Below are 13,626 nucleotides of genomic sequence, written 5' to 3'. Positions count from 1 at the left end.
AAAATTCAATCAATGAGAGTAAAAGTAATGCGAGACTTGGATCAATGGTTAAATGATTATGGAGCAAGTCACCAAGATCCCATAAATCAGAAGATTCATAAAGTGTCTGTACCTGGTATTTTTCTATCGGTTATAGGTTTGTTGTGGGCAATACCTTCGGTCTCTTTTTTGGGCTTTACCCTGAATTGGGTTTACTTAGCTATAATCCCCGCAATGGTTTTTTATTTCAGGCTTTCCTTAAGTGTGTTTTTGATGATGTTAGGATTTACTTTAGCCTGTATATCTTTAATTTGGTCTTTAGATATTCTGCAATTACCAGTACTTCTCATCTCATCAAGCCTATTTACCTTGTTGTGGTTTGTGCAATTCATTGGCCATAAGATAGAAGGAAGAATGCCTTCTTGCTGGGATAATTTTTGGTTTATCTTAATTGGTCCAATCTGGGTATTTCGACATAAGTAAGCCACAAGGAGTTATAGCCCCCTCAGGCTTAATGTGTACTGATTAATGATAGCATTAATCCTTTGCAAAACGATAATACCATGCTTGCATTTTGCAAATAAATGGCATTCTATACGTATGAAGTATCTATAAACTTCATACGCAAATTTAAAAATTCATAATTATCAGTTAATTACATCTTCGTGATTATTGGCACGACTTGTGCTTAAGTAGTATTGACCCTTATTAAGCCGAGGGTCACCTAGCCAACTGACGTTGTTAGTGAATATTGATTGTTCACACATTATGTAGCCAACCACACTTTTTGTGGTTGGCTTTTTTATTTTGGTGTTTCTGGAATAAATGGCATGCTTAGGTTGTAGCAACTTGGTTGCCTTGGACAAACCGCACCACGGGAACAGATTACTCTCGCATCAGTTTGTATGCCACGTTCAACCCAATTAATATTGAGAATCTTGGCAATAGTTGTGAATTCCTTTCGAAGATTACTGGGAATAGGGGCCGTCCCTCCATTTTTAACACATAAAAATTTCAGAGATTCAGCAATTGCTTTAGAATCGCCACCTTGTGCATCAATTGCTGGGTTTAAATCAATACCAGCACATAGTACTCGATTATTACCTGCTGGATCGGTTATGTTAATTGACTCACAGCAGTAAATCCTAGGTTCTTCGTTAACATTTAAGATAGAAATTTGTGCAGAGCTGCTACTTTGAGGTTGTGCAAGTCGGCGAAAAACAGCCCAATGCTGACAAGGGTCGTTAACTTGGCACATATTTCCCCAAGGTAGTGGAATACCGTTCCCTCTATATACGGCTTTAAGTTTATTTTGGCCGTACGCATCAAAATAGTGCCAGTGCGGATATGGAGACACCACGGTCATGCGTCGCATCGCAACTGAGGGAGATACGCCGGCTTTTAGATGCGCATCAATTTCGTATCCGCTGCGATCGAGTAACTGGCGAAAAGGAACTTTGGGGCAAAGTAGGGCGCCAGCGAAAAAGCTTGATTCAAAATCGCGCCATGCCTTTAAGATATCTTTAGACTTAAGTTCTGAGGTTGAACTTGCTTGGTCTTCGTTTTCCCAGCTATTGGCTTGGCCTACAGAAAGTACACTTTTTAACCCAGCCTTATTATGTAAAACACAGTGACCTATATAAACGGCGAGGTCATATTTTAAGCGTGTTGGGTGTTTCTTTAGTATCTCATTTAAGTAAATCGTAGCTGAAGGCTCAAAGAAAGAAGTCATGACTTGCTTAGTACTCACACCTAACTCATCAACGATATCTTTTGGCGGACTCGATATCCAGCGGATACATAACCCCATACTACGAGCAATACTCATAAGGTCTTGCCAAGATAAGTTAAGCTGCTTTTGACCGACTTCTTCTGCAGCTCGTTCTAGATCCGGAAAATGGTTCTGATGACTTTCCTGGTGAGCTCTAATGAGTAGATGTGCAAACTGACGCCCAGAAATACCTGTTTGAGATAACATTTCTGGTATGGCAATCTGCAATATTTCATTCGAAAAAAGGAAACTTGGTTCCAGTGCCATTCCATGGATTCCACCTCTATTACCTTTCATCGGAGTAATATCTGCTTTCTCAGGTTCGTCATCCAAAAACCATGAGGGGTCTTTTTGAAAAACGTTGGCGATAACCTCTAGCATATCACTACTGGGTACGCGTTTTCCTCGTTCAATCATGGATAAGTATGACACTGACGGTGCCGATTCAGGGTTAACTCGAATACAGCGTGTTGAAAGGTCTTCCATAGTTAAGTGATTTCGTTTTCTGAGATTTCGTATTTTTGTTCCCAAAAAATGAGATTGACGAATAAGGCTTTTTGATAGCATTTTTTGTAAAATTCACATTGTAAAATTTTTGTTGTGAAATTGTAGTAATAAATTCACTAGTATACAAAGTAAGCACAGTTATTAATCAACATATAGTGAAACACAGATGTTAAATACTTGCTCAAGAGCAGAAAATCTATTGAAAATTCGTGAGGGAAATACATTATGAATATGCTTACTTTCGACAAAACGAGAAATAATCAAGCGCACGAGACTTTTATCGCTGAAGCCGTCTTTGAGGTAGAGCAGGTAAGTGCAAATAAGGCTTCAGAAAAACAAGGCAAAGCTAAACAATTGCTTGATCGCCTATTTCCACTTGAAAATGGTTCTCACAATGATGTGACTGCGTATGTAGTAGATTATCGGCATGTTATGGCTTATTTCAAAGATGGTAGCCATAGCGGTCTAGAACATTCAAAACACTTTGTGGCTTATTCTGGTAATAAAGAAGACCCTGAGTCGATTCTCTTCCGTGATGGTACAGGAAGCCATGTTGAACTAGCTTTTGGTCATCACAAAGGAACTGGTTGTGTCGAGTTAGTTGAGATTGATGATATTCAATTGGAAACATGCACTTATTTTTTACAGAAAAGTCAGGATATGTCTGCAATGCGTCATTGGATAAGTTTGGTTAAAGGTGATGATAAAGGAAAGCCTCGAGCATACTCTGAAGTTAAAGAGTATACAGCAAAATCGGGTGAAGATTATGACTTAGAATGCTACTACAAACTAAAGAAGAAATAGAATCCCGTAAAGATTATTTTGTTAATAAGAGCCCTAATTAAAAGGGTTCTTATTGTATATGATGTTCTGTAAATTAATGAAATATTAATGAAATCGGTTACAACATACCTAGTGTCACTAATGATATCTGTCTGTTCATTTTTTGTGACTCAAAAGTATCATTAGTCTTTATATTGTTGTTTTTAAGGCTTCTTAATGTCATAAAGTTAAATAATTGTAGATTTAATGAGTGTTTAATGTCTTATTTTTTTTCCATGTGGCTAATTGTAATTTCATATTCAGTTTGCTTGGTTAAGTTGTTTTCAACCATGTTATTGGAGCGAGTTGTCGCAAAGACACTTCCTATTCAGTCGTTGGGGAGAAGGATTCTATACCAATAACAGGAAAGTAAAATGAAACAACATCAAACACTTTGGCTTATTGCCGCTGGGTTAGGAGTCAGCCTCCCAGTATCGGCCGCACAGATGGTTAAAGTCGAAAGCGATACACTATTGCACACAACTCTAAAAGCTCAATCTACTAGCGTTGTACCAATGGAAACGGGTTTTTCTGAAGTTAAACGGGTAGTTTTACCAAATGGAAAGGTAAAAGTTCGCTATCAACAAACTTATTTGGGGCTTCCAGTATTTAATACCTCAGTTGTTGCAACTGAAACAAAAACCAGCCAAAGTGAAGTGTATGGCATCATGATGGAAGGAATTAGTGGTGATGTCGCCACTTCGTCTCCAGCCTTAGATGAAAAACAAGCGATTTTAGCGGCTAAAGATGCTTTTAAGAGAAGAACGTTAATCGAATCAGGTGCTCCGATAGAAAATACTCAATCTAAACTTATGGTTTGGCTGGATGAGTCCAATACTGCCAAAGTTGTTTATATGGTTGATTTTTTCATTGCAGCTCAGGTACCTCAGCGCCCATTCTATTTTATTGATGCCAATACGGGAGAAGTACTCAAGCAGTGGAGTGGGCTTAACCATGCAGAAGCACAGGGTACAGGACCAGGCGGGAATGAGAAAACAGGGCAGTATAATTTTGGTTCAGACTACCCAGGGTTTGTCATCAGTAAGTCTGGTAACACTTGTATAATGAATAATGCTGCAGTTAAAACAGTTGACTTAAATGGCAGAACATCAGGTAGTAGTGCCTACAGCTATTCTTGTAATGATGACTCCAACTTTAATGATCACAAGTTTGTCAATGGGGCATATTCACCTCTTAACGATGCTCATTACTTTGGTAAAATTGTGTTTGATATGTACAAAGACTGGATGAATACCGCGCCATTAACATTCCAGCTTACAATGCGTGTTCACTATGGTAGTAGTTATGAAAATGCGTTTTGGAATGGATCTTCTATGACTTTTGGTGATGGAAAAAGCAGGTTTTATCCGTTAGTAGATATTAACGTGAGTGCTCATGAAGTAAGTCATGGTTTTACTGAGCAAAACTCTGGCCTAGTCTATGCCAATATGTCTGGTGGCATGAATGAAGCGTTCTCTGATATTGCAGGTGAAGCGGCGGAGTATTACATGAAAGGCTCAGTTGACTGGATAGTAGGGGCAGATATTTTCAAATCAGACGGAGGTCTACGCTATTTTGAGCAGCCATCTCGAGACGGTCGCTCAATAGATAATGCCTCACAGTACTACAATGGTTTGAATGTGCACTACTCTAGTGGTGTCTTTAATCGTGCCTTTTACTTACTAGCAAACAAAGCAGGATGGGATGTTCGTAAAGGCTTTGAAATATTTACTTTGGCAAACCAGACGTATTGGACAGCAAATAGTACTTTTGATGAAGGCGGATGTGGTGTTGCTAAAGCCGCTGCGGATATGGGTTATAATGCTACAGATGTAGAAGATGCATTTAATACTGTCGGCGTAAATGCTTCTTGTGGTACGACTCCTCCTCCAACTGATAACGTTTTAGTGAAGGGATCACCAGTAACTAACCTTTCCGGAGCTCGTTCGTCAGAAGTCTTTTACACATTTACTGTTGATTCGGCATCTAATGCGGTTGTCTCTATGGCTGGTGGAAGCGGTGATGCAGATTTATACGTAAAAGCAGGTAGTAAGCCTACAGCTAGTAGCTTTGATTGCCGTCCATATAACTACGGAAATAATGAGCAGTGTACTGTAACAGCAACACCTGGTACTACTTACCATGTTATGCTAAGAGCTTACAGTAGTTATTCCGGTGTGACACTCAGTTTAAATTAGCGATGATTGAATAAAACGATAGGGCTCCACTAAGGAGCCCTTATTTATTGCTGGAGTGTGTTTTTTGCTTGTTCTACTTTTGAGAAGTCGAGGCCGAGCTCTTCAACAGCGTCCTTAATCAACTGTGGATTTTGCATTACTTGTCCCATCAACAGTTGCAATTGGTCTTGTGGTAGGCCAAGCTGACCTATATTTTCCATGGCGGCAAGAGGGTTTTGAGTTAGTGTTTCAAACAGATCACTTATTTGTTCATTGCTAATATTGTATTGGTTTAACATCTCAAGTATTGGGTTCATAGTCCACCTTTAGCATTTGTGTCGATAATCTTGAAGTGTAACACTGGCACTCTTTTTGTTGAATATCGAATATTTTTATCGTTTAGCCTCTGAATACAGCGGTACTATAGCTTGTTTCTTAGGAGATTAACTCACTCACGTTGGGATATTTGCTAGACTTTTTTCTCCTAAGTCCAACTAACTGGTGGTCTTTCTCGTACTCAAGCATTATTTGCTTTGAAGCTGTTGACTGCTGATGCAACACTCTCAGCTCCGCTATATATTTCATCCATAGTGTGTGAGACTTCTTCGATACGAGAGCTGGTTTGCTCTGCTACGTTGTTTACATCATTCATTGCTTTTGTGACTTCTTGTGTCAATGTCATGTTTTTGTTGACAACCTGAGTAATCTCTTCAGTTGATTCAGAGGTTCTAGAGGCTAACTGTCGAACTTCATCCGCAACGACAGCAAATCCTCGGCCTTGTTCTCCTGCTCTTGCTGCTTCAATGGCTGCATTTAGGGCCAGTAAGTTTGTTTGGTCAGCAATGCCACCAATCGTTTTTACGATTTCCGAGACATCATTTGAAAGTGACGCGAGTTCTTGGACTTGATTGATAGACTGGTTTAGGTTTTTCATCATTGTTTGCGAAATATTTACCGTATCTTCTAGAACTTTTTTACCCTCTTGGGTCACTTGAGAAGTTTCTACCGCTGTACTGTAGGCAATATTGGCAGCATCGGAAACGGCCAGTTCTCGATTGACATCTTCAGTGATATTAGAAGCGAACTTAACCACCTTATATACTTTTCCTTGTCCATCACATACAGGGCTGTAAGAGGCTTGAATCCATATTTCCTCGCCGTAATTATTTTTACGCAAAAATCGACCAGAAAACGCGCGACCACTAGATAAGTCTTTCCAAAAATTAGGGTTATGATTGTAAAACTCATCAAAGCAGAACATCTTATGATGCTTGCCTTGGATTTGCTCAAGACTATATCCTAGCGCATCAAGGAAATTGTTGTTTGCTTCAATAACCGTTCCGTCAGGTTGGAATTCGATGACCGCGAAGTTTTGGTGTAATGCTGAAATCAGATCATGTTGTGAACGGGCTTTTGTCATTTTTTCAGTAACATCATTAGCGATTTTAATTACACTTTCAACTTGGCCATTATCATTGAGTACGGGAAAGTAGGTTGCTTCGATAATAATGAGGCCTCCGGATTTATTATACCGCTCAAAAGTTCCGGCTTTTACTTGTCCTTTCGCTAAGTCTTGCCAAAAACTTCGGTACTCTTGGGTTTCTACATATCTTGGAGCACAAAATATTCTGTGGTGCTTTCCTTGTACTTCACTAATTTTGTAACCCATGGCTTCGAGAAAAAGAGGGCTTGCGGACTTTATGTCACCACTGGGTGTGAATTGTATAGTCACTAATGACTGATTCATAGAATTGACGGTTTGTTTATAACCATTAAACTCGTCGTATTGGGTATCGTTTTCCGCAAGTTTTCTGAAGGGCCACATAGTTCGCTATTCCTTAATGATTATTTTGTCATCAGTAAGTATGATCTGTGTTCAGAGTAAATCAACTGGGCGCATACTATTTATTCTTTTTTGTAGAGAAAATTTGTTCAGAAATTGTGACTTCAGCATTGAATCTTATACTCCAATAACAGCTCTAAATGTTGGCTGATATCTGGAGAATTTATTGGTAGCTGGAGAACGGTAGGATTTATATGCGCAGCAATAGCTGTCTATTCAATGCCTAGAGACTTTGATCTTAAGCAGATGTGCAACCTGCTGTTGTAAAAAATACTTCATTTTATTCGTGGTTTTTCTTTAGAACTGCTGTTTGGTGAACTAAGTTTATACGATGGTCATTACTTTTGGGGAAAGAAGATAATGAAGCGAGTAAAATGTCTTCTGTCCATATCGATTCTATTAATGTTAATTAATACTCCTGTTATTAAGGCTGAAGAATCATCAGATTTGCGTGAGCTTTCGTATTTTACGGAGTCTTATCCTCCGGGAAATTATCTGAAAGATGGTGAGATATCTGGTTACGCTGTCGATATTTTGAAAGCAGCAAGCAAGTTGGTGGGAGAGGAGGTTGAAATATCACAAATCACTCTCCAGCCATGGGCCCGCTCCTACAGGACAGCGCTCACTGAGGATAACGCGGTGTTATTTTCAACCACTCGGTCTGAACACCGTGAGAAGTTATTCCACTGGGTTGGTCCCATTACTGATATAAAAATTGTCGTTATGGCTCGTAAGGATGCCAATATAAAAATTAATAAAGCTATGGATATGGCTAAATACCGTATTGGAGTAATTCGAGACGATATTGGCGAGCAATCTCTATTAGATATGGGGATTCCTCGAAATGCAATGCAGGAGTCTAATTACGTCACAACACTGTCTGAGCAATTAATGAAAAAGCGTATTGATTTATTAGTTTATGCTCATCGAGCCGCAATATGGTGGTCTAAAGAAGCACAGGTAGACCCTGACTTATTTGAGGCAGTATATACGGTAAGAGAAGGGGATGTGTATTTTGCTTTAAATACGAGTGTTAATCCTGAAGCTAAAGCCAAATTACAGCGAGGCATAGATCTTCTCAAAAGTACTAAGGGTGAGTCTGGAGCTTCACTATATCAAGAAATAATGGACAAATATGAGTAACTCAAAGGCAGTGTTAGGCTGCCTTTGGGATTAAACCTTGGACTTTTTTACGAAATAGGGGTTATCAAATTTTCGCTGGTTTCCTAGTTCAGATAAAACTAAGCGGTTCCACAAAGCTTTGTCAAATTCACCTTTTGGTATTGACGGATACAGCGTTTCTTCTTCCTCTCGGGCATAGCGTAGTAGCTCTTTCTTCTTTATTTGATTGTATTTACGCGCAACATGGTTGTGTTTTGAAAGCCATTCTAGTTTGAAGTTAGCCAATGCAGGCTCTGCTTGTTCGAGAGGTACTCGTGTAAGGTAAATGCGTTTGTATGACACTTTGCGATCGACCATGGTTCGCATAGCGGTTTGAATGTATTTACCGTGATTAGTAATGGAGATGTCATTCTTGTCGAACAAATTCACACTCCAGCCGGTAAGAAAAAAGCTCGGCTGGCGGTATTGCTTATTACGTGCTTCTATCGCTTTATGGATCACCAAATCTGACGTTCCATTAAATGTCTGCTGCCATTTAGCAATACGTATTTGTGTCGCGGTCGGCAAGCGGTAGATATGAGTAAACTTGTCTTGGTCCATAAATGAATACACAGATCACTTGAGTTAGGAATAGCCTATTTCAAAGGTCAACACTTTGACATAGAAGAATAGAGTAGCAGTCTGCAAACCCTAGCGGCCCATTGTAGTGAATTCCAATCCTTACTTCTAGTAGTTATCGGTCAATTTAGAGCAAATATTCTTAGTGGGTTAGTTGTACATTTTTATAAGGGATAAGAATCTACATACGCACCTATAATGTGTTTAAGCAAATATCTAATAAATTCGTCATCTTCACAAAGCTCATTGCTATTTTTGTCCTAAGCTAGCTTGAGACATTTCTTTTGATTGAACTTGTTTCACTACAATTGTGCCTGCAATTAAGTCATGCCAGCCTTGTTTCTTATGATTAAATATGATCCAAATAAACCCTAAGCAGAGTGGAATAGCACTTATGTAGTATGAAAAATAGCGGATTATAGAAGTTGAAACAGTGAGTGGTTGACCCGTTTTTGCATTGAGGACGGCGAGGTTAAAGACCATTTTTCCGGGCGTTGCAGATCGATATACCCAAAAGATAATGGAAGCTATTAATGGGCATACCCAGTTAAGTATTAAATCCCATCCTCCCAATAAAAAATCGTCTGAGCTCCAGTAAAGTTCTCCATATGCCCAATACATGATGGGTATAGTAAGTAACAAAAGCAGTACAGTATCAATTAATGTTGCACCAAGGCGAGGCAAGAAACCAGCATATTGTAGAGTGTCGTCATTCATACTATCTACCAAATCATTACAGAAAAATGCATTTTATAAGAAAGGCTATGTCTTATATCTGCCAGTGAAGAGGAAAACATATCAAAAAACAAGACAGATGTATTCTCGTCGTATGTGATTTTTACTCAAATATGACGTAATAATCAGTGTCAACACGGGTGAATATAGTTCATGTAATTGCGCAACTCGCAAGCTCTACAAGTTTCATACGGCTGTTACTTATAAAGATGGTTTGCTCATTGTATCTACCGTTAATGAAAGGCAGTAGAGTGACAACTTAAATTATACAGAAAATAGAAATTAAACGGGATAATTATTATAAATATTAACCTTACCTTATATAACAGTAACCTTTTGTATCTAAGATTTAATTTGTATGAATTGCTAACTTAATTTTTTATTTTTAAATGTAAATGATAGATGTGTGTTTTTCGGGCTTTTTTATCAATTTGTGCTAAAACTTAGAGTATAGATGTGTGATAAGGGGTTAAATGTTAGATGGAAATGTTTGCAGACCACCGACAGTCAGATCAGCCGGAAGCTGGTGATGCACGCACACCAGATGAGTTTCCAATGTTGCCATGGAAAGTCCTTCTCATAGATGATGATGAACAAATGCATCAAGTGACCAAACTTGCACTATCGGATTTTGAGTTTGAGGGTCGTAAACTTGACTTGATTTCTGCTTATTCAGGAGATGAAGCTAAGACATTATTTAAGCAACATGATGATATATCACTTGCTTTAGTCGATGTGGTGATGGAAACCGAACATGCTGGTTTAGATTTCGTGAGGTATATTCGCAGTACATTAGGAAATAGCCGAGTTAGACTTGTATTAAGAACAGGCCAAGCAGGACAAGCTCCGGAAGATACGGTTATTCGTGAATATGAAATAGATGATTATAAAGAAAAAACCGAACTCACAACTCAAAAGTTAAAGACCTTGCTTTACTCCATGCTGCGTTCTTATCGAGATTTGTGCCTGATAGAGCAGCAAAAAAAAGGTTTAAGTAAAGTTATTGAAGCCTCAGCCTGTGTTCAAAATACGACGACATTGCAGGCTTATGCAACATCAGTCCTTGAGCAGTTGACATCTTTACTAATGCTTGAGCAGTCGGCTCTTTATTGCATTGTCCAGCCGAGGCCAGATGGTGAAGAGTCCCGAGCATTGACTTTAGCTGCAACGGGCACTTTTGTAGATACGTATAGTGAATGTTCATTTGAAAAACTCCCAGAGGAAGTCGCAGCTCGGTGCAAACAAGTATTTAAATCACGCGAGTCGGAAAATTTTGGTGATTCATATGTTTTATTTTCCCACGATGAACAAGGGGTTGACTGCATTTTATATGTTAATGTTAGCCGTGAGCTAACTGAACTGGATATGCAGCTTCTTGAAATTTACATGCAGAATATCGGTCTGACATTCGAGAATTTGAGTTTAATGCTTGATATCCGAGAAACGTCTAAAGAACTTGTTTATAACCTTGCAAATGCTGTTGAGGCTCGTAGTAAAGAAACTGGTGCTCATGTCCAACGAGTTTCCTTATTCAGTGAAAAATTAGCATCTTTATACGGTTTAAGTGATTATGATGCATCTATGATCAAATATGCCTCGCCACTACATGATGTAGGTAAAGTGGCAGTTCCAGATTCAATCCTTCATAAACCGGGTAAGCTGGATGCGGAAGAGTGGGAAATCATGAAGAAGCATGTAGATTATGGGGTTGATATTTTAAGCAAATCTAAACGTCGTTTGATGACAGTTGCAAAAGAAATTGCAGGTTATCACCATGAAAAATGGGATGGTACAGGTTACCCAAATGGCTTGTCTGGACTTGATATCCCTATTTCTGGGCGAATCACTGCGTTAGCTGATGTATTTGATGCATTAGGTTCCAAGCGCAGTTATAAACAACCATGGAGTGATGAGCAAATTATGCTTGAATTAGTAGCCCAGAAAGGTAAGCAATTCGAGCCTCAACTGGTTGAACTACTCATTAAACACTGGGATGAGTTTTTAGCGATAAGAGAATCCCTTCCAGACTAAAGTGACTATTTTAGTTATGAATTTGTCTCAAGTGGTAAGTTTACTGGGATAATCAACTTAAAAAATACACCGCTACCCAATTGAGAGCTGAACTCCAGCTCTCCTTTTAGTTTTTGATGTACTAAATTAAATACTAGATTCAAGCCAAGCCCAGAACCACCTAAACCGCGTTTGCTGGTATAGAAAGGTTCAAAAATCTTTTGATGTAAAGCGTCTTCGACGCCACTACCGTTATCGCGATATTCAAAAAAGATAGTATCGTCTTCTTGGAAAAAGTTGATCGAAATCTCAGCTTGTGGCTGGCTTTCAAATGCATGATTAATGCTGTTCATAACCAGGTTAGAAATGATTTGAGTGAGCACACCTGGTAGGCTATTCATCACAACAGAGTGATCGCCTGTCAAGGTTGGTTTGACTGGTACTTTACGTGTTTCAGGGTGTAGGCTTGCTAAAAGTGCTTCAATGACTTGTGCAACATTGAATTGAGAACGCGCTTCTGAAACTTGGTCGACTGCGGTTTGCTTGAAATCTCTCACCAATTGCGCTGCTCGGTTTAAATTATGCTCAAGCATTTGACTACTATCTGACGTACGCTTCATTAATGACTCAAACTGCGTACTTGTTAATGTCTGTGATGCAAAGGCGTTATTAAGTTCACTGGTTACATCCCGAATAACTGAGGTTGCAGTAACTGCTATACCAAGTGGGGTGTTAACTTCATGAGCTACCCCTGCGACTAGACCTCCTAAAGCTGCGAGTTTTTCTGATTCCACCAACTTGTCTTGGGCATCTTGTAATTGTTCCATACTTTGCTTGAGATCAAGAGTCCTAGAAGCCACCATATGCTCCAAATTTTGGTTAAGTTCTTCAAGCTCAATTTGAGCCAATTTGAGTTCAGTAATGTTGATGGCTGTTCCTCTGAAGCCTAAGAACTGGCTTTTTTGATATCGAGCTTTTGCCTGAAAAAGTAAATGTAAGGTAATACTATTTATTGTGATGCTTTCTCCTACCTTCGTAAAATCATTACGTCGAGTAATTGCTTGATGTAAATTGACTGAACTTTTTAGAGCTTCAATTTCCGTTAAACTAATCCCGTGGACAGAATCAAGAGACAACGACTCCTTCATCGCCTCTGAGCAATAGGTTAACTGTCCAAGCTCATTGGTCTCCCATAGCCAATCAGACGAAACATGAGTAAAATCGGCCAAACGATCCTGCTCTTCTTTAATGTTATTGTATAGCAGCGTTATGTTACTACTTATTTTGTTTGCTCCTTCGCCTAGCCAATCTAACTCGTCATCTTTTTCTGAAATCCAGCGCTTTTTTGCTAATACTAGAGGTTTACTTGGGTGGCGTGGATTAAAATTTCGCAAATATTGAGCAATCTGGAATATCCTTCGGTTTACACTAGCATGAAATATTAATAGCATAATTGAGCAAACCAGAGTGGTTTTGAGCGCATTTAGAATTAGAGTGGAAATAAATTGATGGAGTAAATAATCGTAAATCTCTTGTGCGTTTGATTCTACATAAACGGTGCCTATTTGCTCAGAGTGCCCATCCTCTGGGTCGCGATAAGTAAGTGGGAAAGTCTCGTGGACTACTTTGCCTGTTTCTGCTTTCCCTGCATTAAATGTGTAGTTACCTGATTTGACTTCGAGAAAATCAATTTTGGGAAGATTCACTAATCCATCAAGCCTTTCTTGAAGCACGGCTAGATCGAATGACCATAAAGATGAAGCTAGCAAGCCTGCATGAACATCACGTATTTCTATATGGCGCTGTTCTACATCGTTAAACTCCTTTTTATAGTCCCAAGACAATTGAAGTATGGTGGTAAACAAAGTCACGAAGCTGCTTAACGTTACCATCAATAGGATGATTCGACGCCCGATCCGACTTTGTAAAGGATTATTAATGCTCTCTTCTACTTTCTTATTTCGACTCATAGTACTCTAAGATGGTGTTTTCAATTGAGTATAGCTTGCGCTTTTCAGTTTTTATCAAGAATAAGAGCCTCC

Annotated in this window: 11 protein-coding genes; 5 read left to right on the top strand and 6 right to left on the bottom strand. The window is 39.1% G+C overall.

The features are described from left to right. Positions 1–27 precede the first annotated feature (27 nt). Positions 28–462, top strand: coding sequence for a DUF962 domain-containing protein (locus KO511_RS21145; protein ID WP_215989414.1), 435 nt, complete (start codon positions 28–30; stop codon positions 460–462). A 319-nt stretch (positions 463–781) separates the two neighbouring features. Here the strand turns inward: KO511_RS21145 and KO511_RS21140 are convergent, their stop codons facing one another. After that, the gene (locus KO511_RS21140; RefSeq protein ID WP_215989361.1) at positions 782–2,317 is read right to left on the bottom strand and encodes a DUF3612 domain-containing protein; all 1,536 of its coding nucleotides are present in this window, start codon (positions 2,315–2,317) and stop codon (positions 782–784) included. Between the two features lie 165 nt (positions 2,318–2,482). Here KO511_RS21140 and KO511_RS21135 point away from each other — a divergent pair, with 165 nt between their 5' ends. Both KO511_RS21135 and KO511_RS21130 read left to right on the top strand, forming a co-directional pair. Beyond that, entirely contained in the window at positions 2,483–3,061 is a 579-nt protein-coding gene (locus KO511_RS21135) for a hypothetical protein (protein WP_215989360.1), read from the top strand. Positions 3,062–3,453: 392 nt separating this feature from the next. Then, positions 3,454–5,277, top strand: coding sequence for a M4 family metallopeptidase (locus tag KO511_RS21130; RefSeq protein ID WP_215989359.1), 1,824 nt, complete (start codon positions 3,454–3,456; stop codon positions 5,275–5,277). Between the two features lie 44 nt (positions 5,278–5,321). Here the strand turns inward: KO511_RS21130 and KO511_RS21125 are convergent, their stop codons facing one another. Continuing rightward, positions 5,322–5,573 (bottom strand): DUF2999 family protein, encoded by a 252-nt coding sequence (locus tag KO511_RS21125; RefSeq protein ID WP_215989358.1) that lies wholly within the window; start codon positions 5,571–5,573, stop codon positions 5,322–5,324. Positions 5,574–5,773: 200 nt separating this feature from the next. Then, on the bottom strand, positions 5,774–7,081 hold the full coding sequence (locus KO511_RS21120) for a methyl-accepting chemotaxis protein (RefSeq protein WP_215989357.1): 1,308 nt from the start codon (positions 7,079–7,081) through the stop codon (positions 5,774–5,776). Positions 7,082–7,459: 378 nt separating this feature from the next. On the opposite strand from KO511_RS21120, the gene KO511_RS21115 reads away from it, so the two are divergent. Then, positions 7,460–8,242 carry a substrate-binding periplasmic protein gene (locus tag KO511_RS21115; protein WP_215989356.1) on the top strand — a complete coding sequence of 261 codons (783 nt, stop codon included), beginning with the start codon at positions 7,460–7,462 and terminating at the stop codon, positions 8,240–8,242. A gap of 30 nt (positions 8,243–8,272) precedes the next feature. Here KO511_RS21115 and KO511_RS21110 read toward each other — a convergent pair whose 3' ends face one another. Continuing rightward, positions 8,273–8,821, bottom strand: coding sequence for a hypothetical protein (locus tag KO511_RS21110; protein WP_215989355.1), 549 nt, complete (start codon positions 8,819–8,821; stop codon positions 8,273–8,275). A gap of 267 nt (positions 8,822–9,088) precedes the next feature. Further along, on the bottom strand, positions 9,089–9,556 hold the full coding sequence (locus tag KO511_RS21105) for an RDD family protein (RefSeq protein WP_215989354.1): 468 nt from the start codon (positions 9,554–9,556) through the stop codon (positions 9,089–9,091). Positions 9,557–10,054: 498 nt separating this feature from the next. On the opposite strand from KO511_RS21105, the gene KO511_RS21100 reads away from it, so the two are divergent. Then, positions 10,055–11,605 (top strand): response regulator, encoded by a 1,551-nt coding sequence (locus KO511_RS21100; protein ID WP_215989353.1) that lies wholly within the window; start codon positions 10,055–10,057, stop codon positions 11,603–11,605. Between the two features lie 14 nt (positions 11,606–11,619). Here the strand turns inward: KO511_RS21100 and KO511_RS21095 are convergent, their stop codons facing one another. Then, complete coding sequence (locus KO511_RS21095; protein ID WP_215989352.1) at positions 11,620–13,554, bottom strand: PAS domain-containing sensor histidine kinase; 1,935 nt, start codon at positions 13,552–13,554, stop codon at positions 11,620–11,622. Between the last annotated feature and the right edge of the window lie 72 nt (positions 13,555–13,626).

The organism is Vibrio hepatarius (genome assembly GCF_018860525.1).
In the GTDB taxonomy this organism is placed as follows: domain Bacteria; phylum Pseudomonadota; class Gammaproteobacteria; order Enterobacterales; family Vibrionaceae; genus Vibrio; species Vibrio hepatarius_B.
Note: the sequence above shows the minus strand (reverse complement) of the source record. Positions and strands in the feature narration are given on the sequence as shown.